This is a genomic window from Streptomyces sp. NPDC001549 (assembly GCF_042894025.1).
GTDB lineage: Bacteria > Actinomycetota > Actinomycetes > Streptomycetales > Streptomycetaceae > Streptomyces > Streptomyces kutzneri.
In genome coordinates this window covers 21,302-45,256 of the sequence record NZ_JBIAVJ010000015.1, presented here as the reverse complement: position 1 = coordinate 45,256, position 23,955 = coordinate 21,302, and the positions used below count along the sequence as shown (strand labels likewise).

21 protein-coding genes and 2 pseudogenes are annotated in these 23,955 nt (G+C 72.1%); 8 read left to right on the top strand and 15 right to left on the bottom strand.

The features are described 5' to 3' along the window. Positions 1-35: 35 nt before the first annotated feature. The 7 genes from ACFY04_RS23740 to ACFY04_RS23710 form a co-directional block, all read right to left on the bottom strand. Positions 36-1,268 (bottom strand): GNAT family N-acetyltransferase, encoded by a 1,233-nt coding sequence (locus tag ACFY04_RS23740; protein ID WP_389119394.1) that lies wholly within the window; start codon positions 1,266-1,268, stop codon positions 36-38. A gap of 88 nt (positions 1,269-1,356) precedes the next feature. Then, positions 1,357-2,622: a YncE family protein gene (locus ACFY04_RS23735; RefSeq protein ID WP_389119393.1), complete on the bottom strand. Its 1,266-nt coding sequence runs from the start codon at positions 2,620-2,622 to the stop codon at positions 1,357-1,359. A gap of 130 nt (positions 2,623-2,752) precedes the next feature. Next, positions 2,753-3,904: an XdhC family protein gene (locus ACFY04_RS23730; protein WP_389119392.1), complete on the bottom strand. Its 1,152-nt coding sequence runs from the start codon at positions 3,902-3,904 to the stop codon at positions 2,753-2,755. Between the two features lie 104 nt (positions 3,905-4,008). After that, positions 4,009-5,472 carry an NCS2 family permease gene (locus ACFY04_RS23725; protein ID WP_389119390.1) on the bottom strand — a complete coding sequence of 488 codons (1,464 nt, stop codon included), beginning with the start codon at positions 5,470-5,472 and terminating at the stop codon, positions 4,009-4,011. Positions 5,473-5,793: 321 nt separating this feature from the next. Further along, positions 5,794-8,196 carry a xanthine dehydrogenase subunit D gene (gene pucD, locus ACFY04_RS23720; RefSeq protein WP_389119388.1) on the bottom strand — a complete coding sequence of 801 codons (2,403 nt, stop codon included), beginning with the start codon at positions 8,194-8,196 and terminating at the stop codon, positions 5,794-5,796. A 2-nt stretch (positions 8,197-8,198) separates the two neighbouring features. Further along, positions 8,199-8,804 carry a (2Fe-2S)-binding protein gene (locus tag ACFY04_RS23715; protein WP_389119387.1) on the bottom strand — a complete coding sequence of 202 codons (606 nt, stop codon included), beginning with the start codon at positions 8,802-8,804 and terminating at the stop codon, positions 8,199-8,201. 2 nt (positions 8,805-8,806) lie between these two features. Then, on the bottom strand, positions 8,807-9,703 hold the full coding sequence (locus ACFY04_RS23710) for an FAD binding domain-containing protein (RefSeq protein WP_389119385.1): 897 nt from the start codon (positions 9,701-9,703) through the stop codon (positions 8,807-8,809). A gap of 253 nt (positions 9,704-9,956) precedes the next feature. On the opposite strand from ACFY04_RS23710, the gene ACFY04_RS23705 reads away from it, so the two are divergent. Together ACFY04_RS23705 and ACFY04_RS23700 are read left to right on the top strand one after the other, a co-directional pair. Further along, positions 9,957-11,636: a PucR family transcriptional regulator gene (locus ACFY04_RS23705; protein WP_389119383.1), complete on the top strand. Its 1,680-nt coding sequence runs from the start codon at positions 9,957-9,959 to the stop codon at positions 11,634-11,636. A 180-nt stretch (positions 11,637-11,816) separates the two neighbouring features. Then, positions 11,817-12,593, top strand: a complete 777-nt coding sequence (locus ACFY04_RS23700) for a hypothetical protein (RefSeq protein WP_373038747.1) — start codon at positions 11,817-11,819, stop codon at positions 12,591-12,593. A gap of 190 nt (positions 12,594-12,783) precedes the next feature. On the opposite strand, the gene ACFY04_RS23695 is transcribed toward ACFY04_RS23700, so the two are convergent. After that, complete coding sequence (locus ACFY04_RS23695; RefSeq protein ID WP_389119381.1) at positions 12,784-13,449, bottom strand: GntR family transcriptional regulator; 666 nt, start codon at positions 13,447-13,449, stop codon at positions 12,784-12,786. A 137-nt stretch (positions 13,450-13,586) separates the two neighbouring features. Here ACFY04_RS23695 and ACFY04_RS23690 point away from each other — a divergent pair, with 137 nt between their 5' ends. Both ACFY04_RS23690 and ACFY04_RS23685 read left to right on the top strand, forming a co-directional pair. Further along, positions 13,587-14,447 carry a (2Fe-2S)-binding protein gene (locus tag ACFY04_RS23690; RefSeq protein ID WP_389119379.1) on the top strand — a complete coding sequence of 287 codons (861 nt, stop codon included), beginning with the start codon at positions 13,587-13,589 and terminating at the stop codon, positions 14,445-14,447. Positions 14,448-14,655: 208 nt separating this feature from the next. Beyond that, on the top strand, positions 14,656-15,714 hold the full coding sequence (locus tag ACFY04_RS23685) for a DUF2637 domain-containing protein (protein ID WP_030010711.1): 1,059 nt from the start codon (positions 14,656-14,658) through the stop codon (positions 15,712-15,714). Positions 15,715-15,755: 41 nt separating this feature from the next. On the opposite strand, the gene ACFY04_RS23680 is transcribed toward ACFY04_RS23685, so the two are convergent. The 4 genes and pseudogenes from ACFY04_RS23680 to ACFY04_RS23665 form a co-directional block, all read right to left on the bottom strand. After that, entirely contained in the window at positions 15,756-16,214 is a 459-nt protein-coding gene (locus ACFY04_RS23680) for an ATP-binding protein (protein WP_389119377.1), read from the bottom strand. Positions 16,215-16,343: 129 nt separating this feature from the next. Continuing rightward, positions 16,344-16,952: pseudogene (locus tag ACFY04_RS23675) on the bottom strand (thiamine pyrophosphate-dependent enzyme); the annotation flags it as partial. A 3-nt stretch (positions 16,953-16,955) separates the two neighbouring features. Further along, positions 16,956-17,159, bottom strand: a pseudogene (locus tag ACFY04_RS23670) (CGNR zinc finger domain-containing protein); the annotation flags it as partial. Positions 17,160-17,233: 74 nt separating this feature from the next. Then, positions 17,234-18,385 carry a serine hydrolase domain-containing protein gene (locus ACFY04_RS23665; protein ID WP_389119376.1) on the bottom strand — a complete coding sequence of 384 codons (1,152 nt, stop codon included), beginning with the start codon at positions 18,383-18,385 and terminating at the stop codon, positions 17,234-17,236. 154 nt (positions 18,386-18,539) lie between these two features. Here ACFY04_RS23665 and ACFY04_RS23660 point away from each other — a divergent pair, with 154 nt between their 5' ends. Beyond that, entirely contained in the window at positions 18,540-19,007 is a 468-nt protein-coding gene (locus ACFY04_RS23660; protein ID WP_389119374.1) for a glutaredoxin domain-containing protein, read from the top strand. 99 nt (positions 19,008-19,106) lie between these two features. Here the strand turns inward: ACFY04_RS23660 and ACFY04_RS23655 are convergent, their stop codons facing one another. Then, positions 19,107-20,516 (bottom strand): protein phosphatase 2C domain-containing protein, encoded by a 1,410-nt coding sequence (locus tag ACFY04_RS23655; RefSeq protein WP_389119372.1) that lies wholly within the window; start codon positions 20,514-20,516, stop codon positions 19,107-19,109. A gap of 102 nt (positions 20,517-20,618) precedes the next feature. After that, positions 20,619-21,716: a hypothetical protein gene (locus ACFY04_RS23650; protein WP_389119370.1), complete on the bottom strand. Its 1,098-nt coding sequence runs from the start codon at positions 21,714-21,716 to the stop codon at positions 20,619-20,621. A gap of 198 nt (positions 21,717-21,914) precedes the next feature. On the opposite strand from ACFY04_RS23650, the gene ACFY04_RS23645 reads away from it, so the two are divergent. The 3 genes from ACFY04_RS23645 (at position 21,915) to ACFY04_RS23635 (ending at position 23,733) form a co-directional block, all read left to right on the top strand. Continuing rightward, positions 21,915-22,892, top strand: a complete 978-nt coding sequence (locus ACFY04_RS23645) for a helix-turn-helix domain-containing protein (RefSeq protein WP_389119590.1) — start codon at positions 21,915-21,917, stop codon at positions 22,890-22,892. A gap of 24 nt (positions 22,893-22,916) precedes the next feature. Then, complete coding sequence (locus tag ACFY04_RS23640) at positions 22,917-23,399, top strand: DUF456 domain-containing protein (protein ID WP_389119368.1); 483 nt, start codon at positions 22,917-22,919, stop codon at positions 23,397-23,399. A gap of 148 nt (positions 23,400-23,547) precedes the next feature. Beyond that, positions 23,548-23,733, top strand: coding sequence for a hypothetical protein (locus ACFY04_RS23635; protein ID WP_389119367.1), 186 nt, complete (start codon positions 23,548-23,550; stop codon positions 23,731-23,733). Between the two features lie 5 nt (positions 23,734-23,738). On the opposite strand, the gene ACFY04_RS23630 is transcribed toward ACFY04_RS23635, so the two are convergent. Continuing rightward, positions 23,739-23,936: a hypothetical protein gene (locus ACFY04_RS23630; protein WP_389119366.1), complete on the bottom strand. Its 198-nt coding sequence runs from the start codon at positions 23,934-23,936 to the stop codon at positions 23,739-23,741. Positions 23,937-23,955: the final 19 nt, after the last annotated feature.

Sequence of the window (23,955 nt, the reverse complement as noted above, 5' to 3'; positions counted from 1 at the left end):
TGCGCGGCAAGCCCCCGCCGAAACACGGCCGTAGGTCAGAACTCGTCGCTCGTGTGCGGGAGTACGGCCGTACGCAGGGCAGCGTCCAGCGCTGCCGCCGCGCCCGGCGTGTGCTCCCGTACCAGCCCGGCGGCGACGAGTTCCGCGACCCGGGTCCCGCCGAGGTAGCAGGCGGCCAGTTCGCGTACGTCCAGGGCCAGGTCGGGGGCGGAGTCCGCGTGCTCGTACGTGGCCCGGCCCGGCCCGGCCGCCAGCCGGAACCGCCCGGCGTTGGCGGGCATCCGCACGTCGTGCACCTCCAGCACCACCTCCACCGGCGCGGCCCAGGACCGCGCCGTCAGGGCCGCGCGTACGTCGACCAGGCGCAGCCAGAGCGCCGGGAACTGGGCGGTGACCCGCACCTGGTCCCGGTCCGCGGCGAAGTGCAGCAGCGGGTCGTCGACCGGACGGCCCCACGCGGAGACCTTGCCGGTGAGGTCGAGGGAGGCCACGCACTCCCACAGCGCGGCGGCCACCGCCGGGGTGTCGGCCTCCAGTTCGTCGACCCGGACCAGGCCCGGCACCCGGGCGGGTCCGGCGCCGTCCTCCGGCTTCGTGCGGTAGAGCACGTATCCGGCGATCGGCTGGTCCGCGTCGCCCAGGACGATGATCCGCGGCGGGCCCAGCTCCTCGTCCTCCTCGTCCTGTTCGGCCAGCCACTCCTCGGACCAGCGCTCCGCGCTGCGGGTGGGGCGGCCGGCCCGCCCGGCCCGGGCCGCCTCGTGGAAGGGCCCGATGACGGCGACGGCCTCCTCCGGGTCGACGAGCCGCAGCGGGCGCCGGTCCGGGTCGATGCGCAGGGCCAGCGGGCGGGTGGAGTCGATCTCGATGGTGGCGCCGGTGGTGGCGCTGCCGTAGCCGAAGCGCCCGTAGATCGCGGCCTCGGAGGCCCAGAGGGCGGCGAGCGGGCCGCCCTCGGCGGCGGTCCGCCGCAGCATCTCGTCCATCAGCCCGGTGAGCACGCCGCGCCGGCGGTGGGTGGGGGCGACGCCGACGAAGGTGAGCCCGGGGCAGGGCAGGTCCGCCCCGGGCACCGAGAGCCGGAAGTCGTGCGCGGCCATGACGCCGGCCAGGACCGTGCCGTCGTAGGCGCCGATCCGGTCGCAACGCGCGAGCAGCGCGTGGTGTTTCTCCCGGACCTCCTTCTCGGGCCGGTCGTGGAAGACCAGGTACGCGAGCTCCAGAGCACGGTCGATGTCGGACTCGGGTACCTCGCGGATGTCCACCATGATCGCGAGACTAATCGGTCATCGCGGGACCGGTCACCTCATAGTGGCCGAGGCCGCACGTCCGGCCGGTGTGCGGACCTCCCGCGGGCTACCGTGCGGCGGGACCGGTCCAGCCGGCCGGGACGCGGCCGAGCCGGACGCGCTGCGGATGGTCCCCGACGGGGACGGAGGCCCGCTTGGTGCCGGTGGCGAAGTCGATGGCCGTGACCCGGTCGGCGCCGCTCTCGGAGATCACGCAGGCGCTGCCGTCGCCGGAGACCGTGGCCCAGTACGGCTTGGCGGCGGGCACGAGCGGGCCTTCGGCGAGGGTGGCTCGGTCCACGACGGTCGCGTAGTCGTCCATGGTGCCCGCGATGCAGAGCTTCGCCCCGTCGGGGCTCATGGACATGCCGTGGTGGCGGGAGTCGTTGACCCAGGTGGTGCGGTCGGTGCTGGTGGCGGGGTTCGTCGGGAGGGTCTTGAGGCGGGTGATCCGGTCGGAGGGGACGTCGTACTCCAGGAAGCCGTTGAAGAAGGACACCTGGAAGTAGAGCTTCGACTCGTCGGGGCTGAAGGACACCGGGCGGACGGCGTCGGACAGGTCGCGGCGGCCGAAGGCGTCCAGCCGCTCCCGCATGTCGATCACCCGGACCGTGCGGAAGGTCTGCGCGTCGACCACGGTGATCTTGCGGTCGCCCTTCGTCCAGTCCAGCCAGGGCGCGTCCAGGGCGGTGTTCACCTCGCCGATGGAGCTGTTCCACAGGAAGCGGCCGTCGCGGGTGAAGGTGTTCTCGTGCGGCTTGTCCCCGGTGCCGAAGGAGCCGACCTGCCGGCCGGTGGTGATGTCCAGGACGTGCACGGTGTTGGAGGTGGAGGCCGAGACGGCGACGCGGGTCCCGTCCGGCGAGACCGCCATGTGGTCGGAGCGGTACCCGGACACCGGGAAGCGCCAGTTGACGCGTCCGGAGGCCACGTCGATGGACACGACGTCGGCGAAACTGGGGCGGGAGACGACGACCGCGGAACCGTCGGGGGTGGCGTACATGTCGTCGACGAACTGGTCGTGCCCCTCGCCCGCGCTCTCCCGGATGCCGAGGAAGAAGGCGAGCTTCACGGGGTTGAGGTGGATCTCCCGCAGCCGCTCGGCCTTGTCGGGGACCACGTCGATCCGGCCGACCTTGGCGAGATCGCCGGTGGAGGCGAGGACGTCGGCGGTCCCCTCCCAGTTGTTCCCGACGAAGAGCACCTCGCGCAGGCCGCCACCCGGACCGGATCCGGGAACGGAGCCCGGAGCGGGTCCGGCCGGGGCCGGGGTGAAGGCGGTGAGCAGGGTGGCCGCGGCCAGCAGGCCCAGGGTTCGCACGGTACGCAACATCCGCTCAACTCCGCTGCGGGGAAGGGATGGAGAGGGTGCCTCCTATTACCGGCGGGTAAGATAGGGGGAACGGCGAAAGGGCGCAACCCCCACGGGGCGCGCCCTTTTCTCACGTTCGGCCGTCACGCCTTCAGGCGACGGAACCGATCCGGTCGAGCATCGTGTGCGAGATGTCCGGGTGGATCGGGATGTGCGCGCCGGTCAGCGCCGCACCGGTGCCGCCGCGGCGGTTCGCGACGATCTCGGCGGCGATGGACAGCGCGGTCTCCTCCGGGGAGCGGGCGCCGAGGTCCAGGCCGATCGGGGAGCGCAGCCGGGCCAGTTCGAGCTCGGTCACGCCGACCTCGCGCAGCCGCTCGTTGCGGTCCTCGTGGGTGCGGCGGGAGCCCATGGCGCCGACGTAGGCGACGGGCAGCCTGAGGGCCAGTTCGAGGAGCGGGACATCGAACTTGGCGTCGTGGGTGAGCACGCACAGGACGGTCCTGCTGTCCACGTCCGTGGTCTCCAGGTAGCGGTGGGGCCAGTCGACGACGATCTCGTCCGCCTCGGGGAAGCGGGTCTTCGTCGCGAAGACGGGCCGCGCGTCGCACACGGTCACCCGGTAGCCGAGGAACTTGCCGATCCGCACGAGGGCGGAGGCGAAGTCGATGGCACCGAAGACGATCATCCGCGGGGGCGGGACGCTGGACTCGACCAGGACCTGCAGCGGCTCTCCGCAGAGCCTGCCGTCGGCGCCGATCTCCAGCACGCCGGTCCGGCCGGCGTCGAGCATGGCGCGGGCCTCCGCGGCGATGGTGCGGTCCAGCTCGGGGTGTCCGCCGAAGCCGCCCTGGTGGGCGCCTTCGGTACGGACGAACACGGCGCGGCCCATGAGCTCGGCCGGGCCCTGCGCGATCCGGGCCACCGCCGCGGCCTCGCCACGGGCCGCGGCGGCCAGCCCGGCCGCGAAGACCTCCCGTGCGGGAGCACCCACGCGGACCGGGGTGACCAGGATGTCGATGATTCCGCCGCAGGTCAGGCCCACGGCGAAGGCATCGTCGTCGCTGTACCCGAAGCGCTCGTGGACGGTCTCGCCGTCCTGCAGCGCCTGCCGGCACAGCTCGTACACCGCACCTTCCACGCATCCGCCGGAGACCGAGCCGATGGCCGTGCCCTCGCTGTCGACGGCGAGTGCGGCCCCGGGCTGCCGGGGCGCGCTCCCGCCGACCGCCACGACGGTGGCGACGGCGAAGTCACGCCCCTGCTCGACCCACCGGTTCAGCTCTTCGGCGATGTCCAGCATGGGGGCCTCCTCGGAGAGGTTCGGTTCCAGTATCTGATACGTACATCGGGTACGTGTATCGGATGCGTGGAGGTGCGGGTACGTGATGATCAGGCGGTTCGGGGTCAGCCGACCCCGAGCCAGTGCTCGATCGGGTTCAGGGCGAAGAACACCACGAAGATCGCGGTCAGCGCCCACATGAAGCCGCCGATCTCCCGGGCCTTGCCCTGAGCGATCTTGATGGCGACGTAGGAGATCACACCGGCGGCGACGCCGGCCGTGATCGAGTACGTGAACGGCATGATCACGACGGTCAGGAAGACCGGGATCGCGGTCGCGCTGTCGGCCCAGTCCACGTGGCGGGCGTTCTGCATCATCATCGCGCCGATGACGACCAGGGCCGCGGAGGCGACCTCACCCGGGACGATCTGCGTGATCGGGGTGAAGAAGAGGCAGGCGGCGAAGAACAGGCCGGTGACCACGGAGGCGAGACCCGTGCGGGCGCCCTCGCCGACGCCGGTCGCGGACTCGACGAAGACGGTCTGGCCGGAGCCGCCCGCGACGCCACCGATGGCGCCACCGGCGCCGTCGATGAAGAGCGCCTTGGACAGGCCCGGCATGCGGCCCTTGTCGTCGGCCAGCTTGGCCTCGGTGCCGACACCGATGATGGTGGCCATGGCGTCGAAGAAGCCGGCGAGCACCAGGGTGAAGACGATCATGCCGACCGTCATGTAGCCGACGTCGCCCCAGCCGCCGAAGGAGACGTCACCGAAGAGCGAGAAGTTCGGCATCGAGACCGCGGAGCCGTCGAGCTCCGGCGGGCCGTTCTTCCAGGCCTTCGGGTCGATGTCCACGACGGCGTTGAGGATCGCGGCCAGGACGGTACCGCCGACGATGCCGATCAGGATGGCGCCGGGCACCTTGCGGGCCTGGAGCATGAAGATGGCGACCAGGGTGATGCAGAAGAGCATCACGGGCCAGCCGGACAGCTCACCGACCGCACCGAGCTGGACGGGGGGACCGAACTCCGGACCCTTGCCGACGAAACCGGCCTTGAAGAAGCCGATCAGGGCGACGAAGAGGCCGATGCCCATGGTGATCGCGTGCTTGAGCGCGAGGGGGATCGCGTTCATGATCATCTCGCGGAGGCCGGTGACGACCAGGAGACAGATCACGACACCGTAGACCACACACATGCCCATGGCCTGCGGCCAGGTCATCTGGGGGGCCACCTGCGAGGCCAGCACGCCGGACACGGAGAGACCGGCGGCGAGGGCGAGCGGCACCTTGCCGACGAAGCCCATCAGGAGCGTCGTGACGGCTGCGGCGAACGCGGTGGCGGTGATGATCGCCGACCCGTCCATCACGGTACCGCCGATGTCCTTGCCCGACAGGAGCAGGGGGTTGAGCAGGAGGATGTACGCCATCGCCATGAAGGTCGTGATACCGCCACGAACCTCGTTGCCGACGTTTGAGCCTCTGTGCGTTATATGGAAATACCGGTCGAGCCAGGACCGTCCGGCGGGCGGCTGAGAGCCGTCGCCGGCGTCCTCCGCGGTGGTCTTGGGCTCTACTGACGATTGGGTCATGGTGCCTAACTCCCAAGGTTCAAAGGGGCACCCGCTTGGAGATTGGAGACGCGGGATTTGGGATGCTGCGTTTGGCTGCACGACCCGGGGTGACGGCCCGAGGCGACGCGAATGTTCACTGCGTTTACTGCGGGTAGTGCGGGGGTGACCGCTGGTACTACGGGGGTTCTTGCAGGGGTACTGCCAGGTGAAGGGACCGCGAGCGGTGCGGTGCTTCGTATGTCCTCCGGACGGTGTGGCGCGAAGTGTGACGTTCCCATGCACACCGCCCGGAGAGTCTGAGGGGGTCCGGGGGCCTCGCAGCCCCCGGACCACGCCGTCCTAGAGGGTCCCGGTAAGGGCTTCCGGACGGATCGGCGTCTTGTTGATCTCCAGACCCGTCGCCTGCCGGATCGCCGCGATGACGGCCGGGGTGGACGAGAGGGTCGGGGCCTCGCCCATACCGCGCAGGCCGTAGGGGGCCTTCGGGTCGGCGAGCTCCAGGACGTCGACCGGAATGGTCGGGGTGTCCAGGATGGTCGGGATCAGGTAGTCCGTGAAGGAGGGGTTGCGCACCTTCGCGGTCTTCGGGTCCACGATGATCTCTTCCATGATCGCGACGCCGAGACCCTGGGTGGTACCACCCTGGATCTGACCGACCACGGAAAGCATGTTGAGCGCCTTGCCGACGTCCTGCGCGGTCGCCAGCTCGACGACCTTGACGAGGCCGAGCTCGGTGTCCACCTCGACGACCGCGCGGTGCGCGGCGAAGGTGTACTGGACGTGGCCGTTGCCCTGGCCGGTGACCAGGTCGAAGGGCTCGGTCGGCGCGTGACGGAACTCGAGCTCCAGGTCGATGGCCTCGTCCTCCAGGATGTCGGCGATGTCCGCGAGGACCTCGCCGCCGTCGGTGACGACCTTGCCGCCTTCGAGGAGCAGCTCGGCCGTGGCCCACGCCGGGTGGTACGAGCCGTTCTTGCGGCGGCCGATCTCCAGGAGGGCCTCGCGGACCGCCTCACAGGTGTTCTTCACGGCGCCACCGGTCATGTACGTCTGCCGGGAGGCGGACGTGGAACCGGCGGAGCCGACCTGCGTGTCGGCCGGGTGAATGGTCACCTGCGTGACACCCAGCTCGGTACGGGCGATCTGCGTGTGGACGGTGATACCGCCCTGGCCGACCTCCGCCATGGCCGTGTGGACCATCGCGACGGGCTCGCCGTTGATGACCTCAAGGCGCACGCGGGCGGTGGAGTAGTCGTCGAAGCCCTCGGAGAAGCCGACGTTCTTGATGCCGACCGCGTAGCCGACGCCGCGGACGACGCCCTCACCGTGGGTGGTGTTCGAGAGACCACCGGGCAGCGCGCGGACGTCCGCGCTCTCGCCGGCCGACTCCCACTGGCGCTCCGGCGGCAGCGGGCGGGCCTTGACCCGGCGCAGCAGCTCGGCGACCGGAGCCGGGGCGTCCACGACCTGGCCGGTGGGCATGACCGTGCCCTGCTCCATGGCGTTCAGCTGGCGGAACTCGACCGGGTCCATGCCCAGCTTCGCCGCGAGCTTGTCCATCTGGGCCTCGTAGGCGAAGCAGGCCTGGACGGCGCCGAAGCCGCGCATCGCGCCGCAGGGCGGGTTGTTCGTGTAGAGCGCGATCGCCTCGATGTCCACGTCCTCCAGGACGTAGGGACCCACCGAGAGGGAGGAGGCGTTGCCCACGACCGCCGGGGAGGCCGACGCGTACGCGCCGCCGTCCAGGACGATCTTGCACTTCATGTGCGTGAGCTTGCCGTCCCTGGTGGCGCCGTGCTCGTAGTAGAGCTTCGCCGGGTGGCGGTGCACGTGGCCGAAGAACGACTCGAACCGGTTGTAGACGATCTTGACCGGCTTGTTCGTGGCCAGGGCCAGGAGGCAGGCGTGGATCTGCATCGAGATGTCCTCGCGGCCACCGAAGGCACCGCCGACGCCCGAGAGCGTCATACGGACCTTCTCCGGCGGCAGGCCCAGGACCGGGGCGATCTGCTGGAGGTCCGAGTGCAGCCACTGGGTGGCGACGTACAGCTCGACGCCGCCGTCCTCGGACGGCACGGCCAGGCCGGACTCCGGGCCGAGGAAGGCCTGGTCCTGCATGCCGAAGGTGTACTCGCCCTCGACGATGACGTCGGCGCGCTTGCGGGCCTCTTCCACGTTGCCGCGGATGATCGGCTGGCGGTGCACGATGTTCGGGTGCGGGACGTGACCGATGTGGTGGTCGTCGCGGCCCTCGTGGATCAGCGGCGCGCCGGGGGCGAGGGCAGAGGCCTCGTCGGTGACGAGCGGCAGCTCGCGGTAGTCGATCTTGATCTTGGCGGCCGCGCGGCGGGCGGTCTCCGGGTGGTCGGCGGCCACGAGGGCGACCGGCTCACCGTGGTGACGTACCCGGCCGTTGGCGAGAACCGGGGTGTCCTGGATCTCCAGGCCGTAGTTCTTCATCTCGGCCGGCAGGTCGTCGTACGTCAGCACCGAGTACACGCCGGGCATGGCGAGCGCCTCGGAGATGTCGATGGAGACGATCTCGGCGTGGGCGACGGTGCTGCGCAGCGTCTGGCCCCAGAGCATGTCCTCGTGCCACATGTCCGAGGAGTACGCGAACTCGCCGGTGACCTTGAGGGTGCCGTCCGGGCGAAGAATCGATTCGCCGATGCCGCCCTTGTTGTGCTTCTGGGTGACGTTCGTCGGCGTACCGGCGGGCACGGTGCGGGTGTTCTGCGCCATGGTCAGACCGCCTCTCCCTGACGGGCGGCCGCGAGGCGGACCGCGTCGAGGATCTTCTCGTAACCCGTGCAGCGGCAGAGGTTGCCGGACAGGGCCTCACGGATGTCCTGGTCGGACGGGGAGGAGTTCTCCTCCAGGAGCGCGTCCGCCTGGATCAGCAGACCCGGGGTGCAGAAACCGCACTGGACGGCGCCGGCGTCGATGAACGCCTGCTGGATGGTGGAGAGCTCCACGCCCTCGCCGGTCTGCGAGTCGCCGGGCTTGGCCCGCCACTGCTTGGCCGCGTCCAGGGACACGCCCTTGCCGCCGCAGCCGCCGCCGGTGCCGCAGGCACCGCCGTGGCCGTGCTCGTCGCGCTGCTTGGAGAACTCCGCCAGACCCTCGACGGTCACGACGTCGCGACCCTCGACCTGACCGGCCGCGACCAGACACGAACAGACCGGCACGCCGTCGAGACGGACGGTGCAGGAGCCGCACTCGCCCTGCTCACAGGCGTTCTTGGAACCCGGCAGGCCCAGGCGCTCACGCAGGACGTAGAGAAGGGACTCGCCCTCCCACACGTCGTCGGCTTCCTGCTGACGGCCGTTGACCGTGAAATTGACGCGCATGATTACGCAGCCCCTTCAAGCGAGCGGCCGTTGCCGGTACCGCGGTACTGCTCCCAGGTCCAGACGAGCTGGCGGCGAGCCATGATGCCAACCGCGTGACGGCGGTACTTCGCCGTGCCGCGGACGTCGTCGATCGGGTTGGCCGCGCCGGAGGCGAGGTCACCGAACTGCTTGGCGATCGACGGGGTGATGACCTTGCCGGACTCCCAGAAGCCGCCCTCTTCGAGCGCGGCGTTCAGGAACTCCTCGGCGGCCTTCGCCCGGATCGGGGTCGGCGCGGCCGAACCGATGCCGGTGCGGACCGTGCGGGACTCCGGGTGCAGCGCCAGGCCGAACGCGCAGACCGCGATGACCATCGCGTTGCGGGAGCCGACCTTGGAGTACTGCTGGGGGCCGTCCGCCTTCTTGACGTGGACGGTCTTGATGAGCTCGTCGGCGGCAAGCGCGTTGCGCTTCACACCTGTGTAGAACTCGTCGATCGGGATGAGGCGGGAGCCGCGTACGGACTCCACCTCGACCTCGGCGCCCGCCGCGAGCAGCGCGGGGTGGGAGTCGCCGGCCGGCGAGGCGCAACCGAGGTTGCCGCCGACACCGCCGCGGTTACGGATCTGCGGGGACGCGACCGTGTGCGAGGCGAGCGCGAGTCCCGGGAGCTCCGTACGGAGGTTCTCCATGATCTGCGTGTACGGGACGGAGGCGCCCAGGCGAACCACATCCTCGCCGACCTCCCATTCCCGCAGCAGACCGATGCGGTTCAGGTCCAGGAGGTACTCCGGCCGGCGGTGGTCGAAGTTGATCTCGACCATCACGTCGGTGCCACCCGCAATCGGCACAGCTGAGGGGAACTCGGCCTTAGCGGCGAGCGCCTCCTCCCAGCTGGCGGGGCGAAGGAAGTCCATGAGCGGCTCTCTTCTTCTTCATCGTGTCGTTTACTTCAAGCCAGGAGGCCTGAGAGTCCTCGACTGGTCGTTCACGTGCTGTTAACGCGGTGTGGACCCAGTACACAAGCCGCTCGCCCCCGGGTGCAGTCACTGAAACCATGAAGGAGTTGGCTGACGGCCTCCCTCGTCTTGTAGATTCGTATGAAAGGCAGGATGCGACGACCTGCCCGATTTCCAACGGCAACATTCGAGACAGATCGGCGGCGACATCATGCGGCTGCGCGCACTGCTGGAAACCGAGGCGCTGGGGCTGCGGCTGCTCGGCGGCGAGGGTGAACTCGACCGGACGGTCCGCGGGGTCATGACGACCGACCTACGTGATCCCAGCCGGTACCTGTCGGGGGGCGAACTTGTCCTGACCGGCCTGGCCTGGAGACGAAATTCAGCCGACTCCGAGCCATTCGTACGAATCCTGGCGAGCGCGGGCGTCGCCGGGCTCGCCGCGGGCGAGGCGGAGCTGCAGGCCATTCCCGACGATCTTGTTTCGGCCTGTGTGCGCAACCGGCTGCCGCTGTTCGCCGTGAACGAGGACGTTGCATTCGCCACGATCACGGAGTACGTCGTCCGGCAGGTCTCGGGCGAGCGCGCCGGAGACCTCGCGGCCGTCGTGGACCGGCACCGCCGGCTGATGACCTCGGGTCCGGCCGGCGGCGGCCCCGACGTGGTGCTCGATCTGCTCACCACCGACCTCGATCTCCGGGCCTGGGTGCTGTCCCCCACCGGCCGGCAGATCGCCGGGGCGGGTGAGCCGCTGGCACCGGGCGTGTGCGCAGCACTGGCGAGCGAGCACCTTGCGGCGGTCCGGACGGGCCGCAGGGGGCCGCATCGGATCTCCATCCAGGGTATTACCTACTCGCTCTTCCCGATCAGGGGACACGGGCGCGGCGCCGCCGTCCCGGGCGCCCGGGACGTGCGCGAGACCGTGCTCTCGGACTGGCTGCTGGCCGTCGAGGCGGACGCGGGCGACTGGCCCGCCGAGCGCCTTGACCTGCTGCAGGGCGTCACCCAGCTGATCGCCGTGGAGCGGGACCGGCGCGACGCGGCCCGCACCGTGCGCCGCCGCCTCGCACAAGAGGTACTCGAACTGGTCCAGACGGGTGCCCCGCCCGCCGAGATCGCCGCCCGTCTGCGGGTCGCGGCCCCGGTGCTGCTGCCCGGGCTGGGCGCCGCCCCGCACTGGCAGGTCGTCGTGGCCCGGGTGGACTGGGAGGGCGGGGACATCCCCGGCGGCCCGGTCGCCCAGTCGCTGCTGGAGGAGATCCTCGTCGACCCGTCCGTCTCGGGGCCCGAGCCCTCGGACCGGATCGCCGTGGCCCATGCGGGTGACGAGGCCATCGCCCTCGTACCGCTGCCCTCGCTCTCCGGGGACGCCGGGGAGGACAAGGGCCCGGACTCCGCCCTGCACGCCGACGAGCTGCTCGCGGCCGTACGGGACCCCCTGGCGGCCGGTCTGGCCGACGACGGCCGGCTCACGCTGGGCGTCAGCGCGGCCGTGCACTCCGCCGAGGGGCTGCGCGGGGCGCTGGAGGAGGCCCGGCACGCCCGCCGGGTGGCCGCGGCACGCCCGGGCCGGGTCTGCGCGGCGGGCCACCACGAGCTGGCCTCGCACGTGCTGCTGCTGCCGTTCGTCCCGGACGACGTCCGCCGCGCCTTCACGGCCCGGCTGCTGGACCCGCTGCGGGACTACGACCGGCGCCACCGCGCGGAGCTCATCCCGACGCTGGAGGCGTTCCTGGACTGCGACGGTTCCTGGACCCGCTGCGCGACACGGCTGCACCTGCACGTCAACACGCTGCGGTACCGCGTCGGGCGAATCGAGCAGTTGACGGGGCGGGACCTGTCCCGGCTGGAGGACAAGCTCGACTTCTTCCTCGCACTGCGGATGAGCTGAGAAGATCCGCCCCGTGGCCGCCGGGGTTCGGCACGGGGCGGCTGATGATCCGTCCGGACTTTGTGAAAAAGTTCACCCAACCCCTTGGCCGATGCCGTCGATCCGTGCTCTCATTTCGCCCCAGGGCTCAACGATGTGCTGCTTGCTTGCTTTGGGGAGGGCAATGTGGCGGACACCGCCATGTCGGGTGCCGGAACAACCGGAGGAGACGACCCCCTCCAGCGGGCGATATGGCGGCTGCGCTCGCGCGGCTGTTGGACCGATGCGGCGGCGCTGCTGACGCCGCACATCGGCAAGGCCGGCAGTGCCGGGGCGGCCGTGCAGCGGACCGCGCTGCTGGTGGAGCGGTGCCTGTTCACCGGGCAGGGCTGGGCCGAGGCCGAGGACGCGCTGCGGATCGCCGAAGCGGTCTCCCAGGACGACGACGACCGGGGTGCGGCCGCGTGCGAACGGGGCCAGCTGGCGTACGCCGCCACCGTGCTCGGCGTACGCGACCGGGCCGACGAGGCCCGCTCGGCGCTCGGCCGGGCCGCGGCCCTGCTGTCCCCGGAGTCCCGGACCCGCCCGCTGCTGGACTTCCGGCGGGGGCTCGTCGCGGAGCACCTGGCGGACGCCCCGCAGTCGGCCCGGCCGGCCTACCACCGGGCCCACGCGGGGGCGGAGGCGCACGGGGACACCCTGCTGCTGTCCTTCACCTGGCGGCACCTGGCCGCGCTGGCCCTGCGGGACGGGGAGGTGGCCGAGGCCCGCAAGGGCTTCGCGGAGTCCCTGCGCATCCGGGAGGACCTGGGCTTCCTGATCGGCACGGCCCCGGCGCTGGCGGCGCTGGCCGAGGCAGAACCGGAACCGGAGGCCACCCGGCTCCGCGCGGAGGCCCGCCGCCTGTTCCACCTGCTGGGCGGCATCCCCACCTGGCTGGCGGACCAACTCCACCCGACCCCCTCGCCTGCGGCGTAGCCTCCCGTACCCACACGGCGCTCCGCGCCCGCGCCTCGAACGCCGGCGGTCAATCCAGCCCCGCCGGCGTTCAAGGCGCTCTCTTGAGCCCCGTCGGCGATTGAGGCGCTCTCCCAGCCACGCCGGCGATTGAGGCGCACTCTTGAGCCTCGCCGGCGATTGAGGCGCGGGGTCCGGGGCCGGGGTCCGGTCAGGCGGGGGAGCCCGCGAAGTGTTCGCGGACCAGGGACTCCACCACCGGGAGGTCCCGCGCGATCAGCGCCTCCAGCAGCGCCGAATGCTCCGCCGCATCGGCAACGAGATCGGCCCGCCGAACCCGCGGAGCGCCCGGCAGGGGCCACTGGGCCCGGCGGTGGAGCTCCTCCGCCACCTGCACCAGCTGGTCGTTGCCGGCCAGCCGCAGCACCGCCCGGTGGAACTCCCGGTCCGCCTCCGCGTACCCCGGCAGGTCACCGGCCGCGGCCGCCTCGGCCGTGGCGGCCGCGGCCGGACGCAGGGCCTCCCAGGTGGCCGCCGCGACCGTGCGGGCCAGCCGGATCATCACGGGGACTTCGAGCAGCGCCCGTACCTCGGCCAGCTCGGCGAGCTCCCGCGGCGTGCGGGAGAGCACGCGGAAGCCCCGGTTGGGGAGGCATTCCACCGCCCCCTCCACGGCCAGCTGCTGCATCGCCTCGCGCACGGGGGTGGCGGAGACCCCGAAGCGCTCCCCCAGGGCCGGGCCCGAGTAGATCTCCCCCGGCACCAGTTCTCCGTCGATCAGGGCCGCGCGCAGCGCGTCGAGCACCTGGCCGCGCACCGAATGGCGCAACACCTTCTGCCTTTGTGCCGGTACCCGGGCGTGGGCCGTTTCGTGCACTCGGTCCTCCTCCGGGTCTCGACCTGTCCTGAGAATAGGTGACGGCCCGCGCGGGGAGGGGTGCGGATCGATCCGAATCAGGTAAGGTAAGGCTAACCTGTTAACGATCGTGTGATTCTGTGATTCGGTGGCCCGTCATGACCGTCACGACCTTCCCGGCTGTCACATCCGCCCCGCCCGGCTCTGCGGTGGCGGATGCGTTCGCCAGGCTGGCCGAGGCGTACGGCGGACTGCGGGTGATCGAGCGAACCGCCGGCGAACCCCTCCCCCGCGGTGCGGGATGGGTCGGCGCGGACGAGCTCGCGGCCGGCGGGCCGGCCCTGGACGCCTTCCTCGCCTGGGACAACGCCCAGGTTCTGAGGGACTACGGGGCCCAGGCCCGCCCCGATGTGATCGCGGGCTTCGGGCTGCACCGGTACGCGTGGCCGGCCTGCCTGCTGATCACCCTTCCGTGGTTCCTGCACCGGCGGGTCCCCCGCCTCCCGGTCACCGAGGTGGCCTTCCACCGGACCCTCGGCCGGATGAGCGTGCACGTCGGGGAGTTCGCCTGCCTGCCGGACGATCCGGCGGCCGCACTCCCGGGGGCCCGTGTCGTGCCCGACGAGGAGGCGCTGCGCGACGAGGTACGGGCCGCGGTGGCCCAGCACCTCGGACCGCTCCTGGAAGGCTTCGGCCCGCGCATGCGGCGCGGCCGCCGCGCCCTGTGGGGCATGGTGACCGACGAGGTCGTCGAGAGCCTCTGGTACATCGGCAGCCTGCTCGGCGAGGAGCAGCGGGCCATGGCCGAGCTGGAGGCGCTCCTGCCGGGGTCCACCGCCCCGTACACCGGGGGCGCGGGGTTCCGTACGCTCACCGGACCCGCCGGCGAGGAGCTGCCCACCCGGGACCGGGCCGGCTGCTGCTTCTTCTACACCATCCGCCCCGAGGACACCTGTGTCACCTGTCCTCGGACCTGTGACGCCGACCGCATCGCCCGCCTCACGGCGACCGCCGCCTGAACCCACCCCGTACGGCTGACTGTAATCGAACGCAACTCAGCTCGTACGGGCGCCAGTTCGAGTCACAACACCCTATCCGGCGGGCCCCGCCCCCCGATGGCGTCCTCTTGCCCCGAAACCCGCGTGCACGGCTCACCGGCTACGCCACTATGGCGCCCGGAAAGCCGTACAGCCGCATGACCGCATACGCGAGGCGAGGGACATCCGCATGAGACTGACCGACATATCGCTGGACTGGCTGCTGCCCGGCAGCCTGCTGATCCTGGGCGTTCTTGCGGCAGTTGCGGTACTGGCCCGTGGCAAGCGGGAGAGCGAGAAGGCCGCGGCCGACGACAGCTGGGAACGCAGCGAGGAACGGCGGCGGCGCAAGGAAGCCGTCTACGGGACCGCTTCGTACGTTCTGCTCTTCTGCTGTGCGGCGGTCGCCGCCGCGCTCTCCTTCCACGGGCTGGTCGGCTTCGGCCGGCAGAATCTCAACCTCACGGGCGGATGGGAGTACCTGGTCCCCTTCGGGCTCGACGGCGCCGCGATGTTCTGCTCGGTGCTCGCCGTGCGCGAGGCCAGCCACGGCGACGCGGCCCTCGGCTCGCGCATGCTCGTCTGGCTGTTCGCGGGCGCGGCCGCGTGGTTCAACTGGGTGCACGCCCCCCGGGGCCTGGGCCACGACGGGGCCCCGCAGTTCTTCGCGGGGATGTCGCTCTCGGCGGCCGTGCTCTTCGACCGCGCCCTCAAGCAGACCCGCCGGGCGGCGCTGCGCGAACAGGGCCTGATCCCGCGGCCGTTGCCCCAGATCCGGATGGTCCGCTGGCTGCGGGCCCCCCGGGAGACCTTCGGCGCCTGGTCGCTCATGCTGCTGGAGGGGGTGCGCACCCTCGACGAGGCCGTGGACGAGGTGCGCGAGGACAAGAAGGAGCGGGAGCAGGACCGGCACCGCAGGCGCGATCAGAACCGGCTGGACCGGGCGCGCATCAAGGCGCTGGGCCGGCAGAACCGGGCGTTCGGGCGTTCGCGCGGCCGCCAGGTCGAGCTCCCGGAACTGACGCAGGGAGCGGGCTCCGCGCCGGTCGGCGCGGAGCCGGCCATACCGGAATCAGGACAACTGCCCTTGCGACGCCGGCCCTCCCTGCAGGCCGTCAACCGAACCGAATCCATTGACGTGACCGGCACCCGGACGGTGGACCTCACCGCGGAGGACGACACCCAGACCATTCCCCGGCTGGACTCGCTGGAGCGCAAACTGAAGGACCTGGAGCAGCAGTTCGGCTGACCCGGTCCGCCCGTACGGGGAACCCCGCGGGGCCCGCCTGCTCAGGCGGGCCCTCCGTCGTACGGCGCGTCGTGCCGTCCGTCGAGCTCGAACCACACCACCTTGCCGCTGCCCAGGGCGAGCGCGTCCACGCCCCAGTCGTCGGCGAGCGCCTGCACCAGCACGAGTCCCCGGCCGTGCGTACCGTCGTCGGCGGTCGGTACGTACGGCCGGGGACGGCGTGCGGCGTAGTCCCGGACCTCCACCCGTAACCGGGTGGCGGCGAGACTCGCGTGCACCTCCGCACCCCGGTCGGTGTGCACGAGCGCGTTGGTGACGAGCTCGGTGATCAGCAGCTCGGCCACCTCGGCGGCATCGGTCCTGCACCGGTGGCGCATCAACTCCCGTAAAGCCCGGCGGACTTCGCCGACCGCCTTCAGGTCGGCCCGGCGTACGCTCCGGGTGATCCGCAGCGTGTCCACCGCTTCCCCGTCCTCGTCGGCGGACGGCTCACGCGGCACCGGCCTCCCTCTCCCCCACAGCTTTCCGGTCTTCGCCCCCACCCGCACGGCGATGTCCCTCCCGTGTCCTTGCTCTCGAACAGGTCTACGGGATGCATGCCCCCCGGGCGGTTCCGCACTCCTGCGGGCTTACGGGCGGGGCACGTTGCGGAGGCGGGATCGAGCCATCCGGATCATGCGGCCCGCCCCTCCTCCCCACACGATCTTGCTGTCGGACCGTGCGAATCCGGCCACTGTTCCGGCACCGGTCTTCGGAGGATCCGACAGGGCGGCCGGGTCCGTCACCCCGTCCACCGGAACGGGTCCCCGATGCCGGAGAAGGTCCTTCAAAGCCCCTGTGAGCTGCTCGGGCCTCTCCACGCGGACCCCCTGCGCGCCCACCGCGCGCGCGACGGCGGCGAAGCCGGGCTTCTTGTCCGTCGCCCCGCAGGAGGGCAGGCCGGAAACCGGCATCTCCCACGCGGCCTTTCCGAGGGATGAGCTGGTGAAGAGGACCACTTTGACGGGCAGGCCGTACTGCACCAGGGTGAGGAAATCTCCCCTCGGTATCGAGAAACCGCCGTCGCCCGGCCTCGACACCACTTGACGATTCCGGTCGGTGAACTGTGCGCCGATGACCGGCGGAAGGGCGCCGGCCATGGAGCCGTGGCCGAAGGAGCCGATGATGCGCCGTTCGCCGTTCGGGGAAAGATAGCGCGCCGCCCACCCGTTGCACATGCCGGTGCCGACGGTGAACACGGGTCAGCCGGTGTCCCGCGCGCGGTGGCGGCGGACCGCGTCGCGGTTGGCGCAGCGGGGCGAGCAGTAGCGCCGGCGTCCCGTGCGTGAGGTGTCGGCGAAGACCGCAGTGCACTCGGACACGGCACATCGCCGGAGCCGGTGCATGCCCCGGCCCGCGAGGTGCAGTGCGGTCCCGACGGCGATCAGGGAGAACAGCCGGGCGCCGTATGCGCGGGCCGGCGGCGAGGGCTCTCCCGCCGCGCCCGGTGCGTCCTCACCTGCGCTGACCTGGTGATGTGTCAGTCGCACACGACCGCCATTCGGGCCTTCTCCAGCGCATCGGTGAGCGGGAAGGGCGGCTTCTTCTTCAGATCCGCGCCGAGGTCGAAGACGTTGCCGGCGAGGACAAGCTGCCGCTCGCCATCGGCGGTGGTGAGGGACACGCTGGTGAAGCCGGGTCCGCCGCCGTCGGTCACCCAGGCCCGGATCACCTTGCCGCCCGGCCCCGAGCCGCACGTCACGTCCATGGGCCGTACGCCGAGGCCGTACTGCTCCTCGTCGGGGAACTGCACCGTGGTCAGGAGTTCACGCTGCTGGGCGGGGCGCAGCAGCGTGCCGGCGAACAGGGCCCGGTGGAAGCGGGCCAGGTCGCCGACCGTGGAGATCATGGCGCCGGCGGTCCAGTCGTACGACGGGCTGAACCGGGTGACATCGTGCCCCTCCAGGTCGTAACCGTGCAGATGAGGGCCGTGGATGCGCGGGTCGGTCACCGGAAAGGAGGTGTCCTTCAGGCCGAGCGGGGCGATGATACGCCGATGGATCTCGGAGGGTGCGCTGCGCTGTGTGACCGCCTCGATCACCAGACCCGCGAGGAGGTAGTTGGTGTTGGAGTACGCCCGGCCGGTCGGCTCGTGCCGTACCGCGCGGGCGATCACCTCCCGAGGGGTGTACACGTAACCCCGGTCGTGGCGCTCCAGGTAGGGCGCGAAGAACTCCGGCTCGTTGGTGGGGTCGTAGATGCCCGAGGTGTGGTTGAGCAGCTGCCGGACGGTGATGGCCGTGCCGTCGTTGCCGTTTCCCCGCACCACGCCCGGCAGCCATGTGTCCACGCTGTCGTCGAGCGAGAGCCGCCCTTCGCCCTCCAGCTGCAGGAGCACCGTCGACACGAACGACTTGGTGTTGCTCGCGATCCGGAACCGCTGGTCCGGCCGGGCCCGCTCGCCGGTCGCCGTGTCCGCGAGCCCGGCCGCCGTCCGCGACTCCCGCTCCCCGCGCCTGGCGTACGCCACGACACCGGGGAATCCGTCGGCGACCATCTGCTCGACGGCCTCCTCGAACCCGGCGGGCGGCGCGGCCAGCCCCCGTTCCGTCGCGGCCGCGGGGAGGATCCCCCCTACCGCCACCGCGCAGATCCCCACCCATAACGCCGCGGCCCGTGCAGGTGAATTCACCGATCACTCCTGTTGCAGTCGTCTGTTCCGTTTCCTCCCCAGCCTGCCGAGCCACCGCACCGCTCGCCCATCCCGCTGACACCCGGACCGGCACGGGGGCTGTCCCCGCCCCTGGTCCGAGGAGCCTGACGGCTCGTCGATAGCCTGCGTCCTCATGACACGTGCTTGGGCCTTGCCGATGCTGTTCGGGTTCTGCGGATCGGTCGTTGCGGCCGGCCTGATCCTGCGCGGGAGCCCCGGCGCAGCCGTGGCACTCCTGCTGGTGTTCGTACTGCTGGCAGGAGTGAACTCACCCCTGATGTTCCCGCGGTCGATCGGTGCACCGGAGGCAGAACGCCGCAGCGCGGCGGACGGCCGGCCGGTCGTCTTCTGGCGGCCGGGCTGCAAGTACTGCATACGACTGCGCATCCGGCTGGGCCGCAGCGCCCGCCAACTGCACTGGGTCGACATCTGGCGTGATCCGGCGGGAGCCGCGGCGGTGAGGGCGGCCAACGACGGGAACGAGACCGTGCCGACCGTCCTCGTGGCGGGCCGGCCACACACCAAGGGCTTGCAGAGAATTAACCTGGGTGTTTCAGCTCTTGACAGACCAGGTCATGCAGGGTGTTCGATCACAGGTTGATTCTCTGCAAGCCCCAACCCCGATCCCGCATGGGTGCGCGAACAGCTCCTGCCTTCCGCGTGACCGGAAGCCGCGCCGCGCCGTGCCGTGCCGCGCCGGTTACGCCTCCCAGACCGCGGCGGCCGTCCGGTCGTCGGCGTACCCCTTGAGTCGGAGCTGGGTGTCCGCGAGGAAGGCCGCGAGGCCCGGCGGCTCCTGACCGGCCCAGCGGGCGGCGAGCTCCGCCGGGAGGGCGGCTTCCTCCCGCATCGGTTCCGCCAGGCCCCCGGAGCACAGGAGCAGGGTGTCCCCGGGCCGGGCCACGGCCGCGCGGAAGCGGAAACCGCCCTCCGTGTCCTCGGCCGGCCCGGCGGGTTCCAGGTCCTGCCACTGCCCCGAGCGGAGCCGGAACAGGCCGCCCGCGCCCGCGCCGAAGCACACCCGGGCGCGGCACGCCGGGTCCACCGGCAGCAGCAGCCCGCGCAGTCCGGCGGTGTACGCCGGCTCCGCGAGCCCCAACTCGGCGGCGCGGGCCCGCAGTCGTCCGTAGCCCCGGTCGGTGAGCCGTTGCAGACCCGAGCGCAGGGCGTCGCGGCGCTCGGCGCGGATGTCGTCGGCCAGCCGCTCCTGGCTGCGCCCGACGGCGGACGCGACGGTGCGGCACAGGTCGGCGGCGGCCTCGGCGGCCCCGGGGGCGGCCCGGTCCCCGCCCGCGAGGGCCACCAGGACCAGCGCGTCGTCGCCGCTGCCGAAGCGGGCGGTGAGCAGGAAGTCGCGCCGGGCCTCGCCGCGGTAGCGGGCGGAGTCCCCGCGCAGGGAGGCGGCGCGCAGGGTGTAGGAGCCGTAGCGGGCCCCCTCCAGGACGGTGTCCGGGGTCAGCCCCAAGATGGCGGCCGGGTCGGCGGGCGGGAGGGCGCTGGGTTCGGCGGCGTAGGTGGGGGCACGGTCGCCCAGGTGGGAGACCTGGGGCCGGACGGCCTCCGGTCCGGCCGCCACCGGCCCGGGCCCGGGTCCCGGCCCGGGCCCCGGCTCTGACTCGGACTCGGCCGCGGGCGCGGGCGCCGGCTGCGGCCGTGGCGGCGGGTCCGGGTCGAACCAGGCCTCCGGGCTCGGCGCATCCCGGTGCCGCACCGGCAGCTCGGGTCCGCGCACCGGTGGTACGGCCACGCCCCCGAGCGCGTACCCCGTGGCGTCGCCCGCCCGGGGATCCCGCGGCGGCGGGAGGGTGGGCAGGGTCGGGGTCGGGGTCGGCTCCCCCTGCCGGGGGCCGGGGAGCAGCGGCTCCGGGGCACGCGGAGGTTCCGGCGGGCCCGGGCCCGGGTCCGGGCCCCGGTCCGGCGCGAGGCCCGATGCCGGGCCCGAGACCGGTGCCGGGCCCGTCGCCGGTGCCGCGGCCGGTGCCGGGTCCGTCGTCACTCCCGCCGCCGAGCGGAACCGGTTGTCCAGGGTGTCCCCCGGGTCGGGTTCCGCTCCCGCGTCCGGGCCCTCGTAGAGCTTCTGCCACCAGTCGTCCGCGCCCTGCTGACTCATGGCTTCATTCTCGGCCTCCCATGGGGGCGGAAAACGCCGAATGCGGGAAAAGGGTCCACCGGAGCGCCGTCCGGTGGACCCTGCGCGCTGCACCCGTACGGGTCAGCGCACGTCGTACGTCCGTACGATCGCCTGGGTGACCGTGGCGCCCTTCGCGTCGGTCAGTTCGACCTTCAGCGACACGGGCTTGCCGGAGGCTCCGGCGTGGTCGACGACCGCGCTCCACCGGCCGCCCCGCTCGCTCACCTTCGCCTGCGTCCAGTGCTCGCCGTCGTAGGAGTACGACAGCTTCGCCGACTTCAACGCACCCGGGGTGTAGCCCGCGTGTCCGGTGACGCCCAGCCCGATGCTCTGGCCGTTCTCCGCCGCGACCGTCTTCATCCCGTCGAGCGGGGCCGTGTACCGCGGGAAGTTCTTCGACGCGGTGACGCGGCCCCGGAGGTCCGGGTGGTCCAGGTCCGTTCCGGTGTCGAGGACGGCGACCTTGGTGCCCCTGCCGTCGTACCCGGCGGCCCAGGCGGCGGTGGCGGCCACCTGCTTCGTGGAGCGTTCCAGGTTCGCCTGGACCTTGCCGTCCAGCCACAGCTTCTTCAGCCCGCCGGCCACGGAGCGCGCGCGGGGGTCCGTACCGGTGACGTCCGACCAGAAGGCGGCGGCCTGCTCCTTGTCGGCGGCGAGGGCGACGGCGCCGATGGAGCCGAGGACGAGGGAGCGGTCGGCGCCGCGGGGCACGGGCGGGGCGCTGCGCGCCACGTTCACGGAGCCGTCGTAGACGGCGATGAGCGGCAGCTTCCTGGTGTGCGCGTCGTCGTAGCCCTGCCGGACGAGGCCGGTGACGTTGAAGAGCTCGCGGTCGACCTTGCCGGCGGCGAGGGCCTTGACCGCGCCCTCGGGGTAGACGTACAGGTCCTTGCCCGACTGCCGGGTCTGCACGAGCGGCTGCGAGCCGTCCGCGCGCGGCATCGCGGTGGCGGCGGTGCGGCCGGCCGCGTCGGTGGACACCAGGATCCGGTCGCCGGTGACCAGGGTCACCGTGACGGGGGCCGTGGGCTGCATTCCGGCCGCCTCGCCGCCGACGAGTGGTCTCCTCCCCGCTCCGGGCGCTCCGTCGGCCGGCTGCGCCGCCGTCGGGCCGATGGCGGTGACAGCCAGGACGGCCGCGGTGGCCGCCCCGAGTGCCGTACGCGATATCGGACGCATCGCTCTCCCCAGGTGAATTCCGGCCAACTACTGCATTGCACGGCGAAAGCGCCGCGTAAATGGCTTCTGGCCGGCGGATGTTGGTGCTGCGGTGGCGTCACCTTGGCAGAGTGGCATCGGGTGCGGCGATGATGTCCGCGGCGGGTTTGCGCCGTGGCCGCTTCCCGCCAGGCGCGTGTCGAAAGGTGGGTGGACGGGGTGCTGGGTGCCATAGGCCTGGACGAGGACCAGGAGTCGGCGTACCGCGCGCTGGTCGCGCTGGGGGCCGCGGAGGTACCCGACCTCGCGCACCGGCTGACACTGCCGGTGCCGCACACCGAACGGGCCCTGCGCCACCTGGAGCGGCACGGGCTGGCGGCGCAGTCCTCGGCCCGGCCCGGGCGCTGGGTGGCGGCTCCGCCGGGGGTGGCCCTCGGGGCGCTGCTGACCCAGCAGCGGCACGAGCTGGAGCAGGCGGAGCTGGCGGCGGCGCTGCTGGCCGAGGAGTACCGGGCGGAGGCGACCGAACCGGCGGTGCACGACCTCGTGGAGGTGGTGCAGGGTGCGAGCGCGGTGGCGCACCGCTTCCACCAGATCCAGCTGGGCGCGGAGAAGGAGGTCTGCGCGCTGGTCACCGGCCGGCCGCAGGTGGTGACGGGGACGGACAACGAGGCGGAGGACCGGGCCTCCGTCCGCGGGGTCGACTACCGGGTGGTCATCGAGCGGGAGGCACTGACCCTGCCGGGCGGGATCCGGGAGGCGACGACGGCGCTGGCGCGCGGCGAGCAGATCCGGGTGACGGCGGAGGTCCCGACTAAGCTGGTGATCGCGGACCGGACGCTGGCCATGGTCCCGCTGACGGCGCGTGGGGTGGAGCCGGCGGCGCTGGTGGTGCACGCGTCGGGGCTGCTGGAGTCCCTGACCGGCCTGTTCGAGGCGGTGTGGCGGGAGTCGCTGCCGCTGCGGCTGGGGGCGGCCGGTTCGGCGGAGGAGGCCGGGGGCGGCCCGGACGCCACGGACCTGGAGATCCTCTCGCTGCTCCTGGCGGGCATGACGGACGCGAGCGTGGCGAAGCACCTGGAGCTGGGGCTGCGGACGGTGCAGCGGCGGGTCAAGGGCCTGATGCAGCTGTCCGGGGTGACGACACGGCTGCAGCTGGGCTGGCACGCGTACGAGCGGGGCTGGGTGGCCCGATAGCCCCTGGTCGGTCAGGCTGAGCGCATGGATCTGCCTCAGCTGCTGCTGGTGGGGCTGGTGCTGCTGCTCGGGGTGGTCGGTGTGCTGATCCCGGGTGTGCCGGGCACCTGGCTGGTGTGGGCGGGGCTGCTGTGGTGGGCGCTGCACGTGCGCTCGGCGTCGGCGTGGTCCCTGCTGGTCGCGGCGACGGCCCTGCTGCTGGTGGTCCAGGTGGTGAAGTGGCTGCTGCCGACCCGGCATGTGCGGGGGCTGGGCATCACGACACGGATGGTGGTGTTCGCGGGGGCGGGGGCGCTGCTGGGCTTCGTCCTGATCCCGGTGGTGGGGGCGGTTCCGGGCTTCATCGGCGGCATCTACCTGTGCGAGCGGCTCCGCCTGGGGACGCACGGCGAGGCCTGGGCGTCGGTACGGGCGGTGATGCGGGCGGTGGGGACGAGCGTGCTGGTGGAGCTGTTCGCGTGCCTGATGGTAGTGGGGGCGTGGGTGGGGGCGGTGGTGGCGCAGTAGGCGCCCGCCGGCCGGTGGGCGGAGTGGACGCCCACCGGCCGCCGCGGGAGGTCCCGGGTGCGGCCCTCACGATCGGGGGTTTCAGGTGCGGCCCTCACGATCGGGGGTTAGGCTCTCAGCCCCTGACTCGATCGGTCGTGGAGCCGCCATGGGTACGTCCGTTCCGGACAATCCGGCCTTCCCCGTCCCGCAGCTGCCGTCGGACGCCGGCGAGCCGGCGTGCCTTCTGCACCTCGTCTGCGACGCATGCGGGCGCCTGGCCGCCGAACGCGACGCCGAGTGCTGCACCCGATGCGGCACCCCACGCGCCGACGGGAACCCGGTGGCCCCGTAGCCGGTTCAGTCGATCGGCGCGCCGTCGTGACTGCCGCCGACGCAGATCCACGAATCCTGGGCCGATTCGTACTCGACCGACCCCTTGCCGTCCAGGCACGTCTGCCCGTCGATGGTGGGCACGGCAGCTTGCGCGACAGGGGCCACGGCACCAAGACCGGCCATGATCACGGCGGCTATGAAACCGCAAAGTCGTGTACGCATCAGAACCTCCTGCACGGAC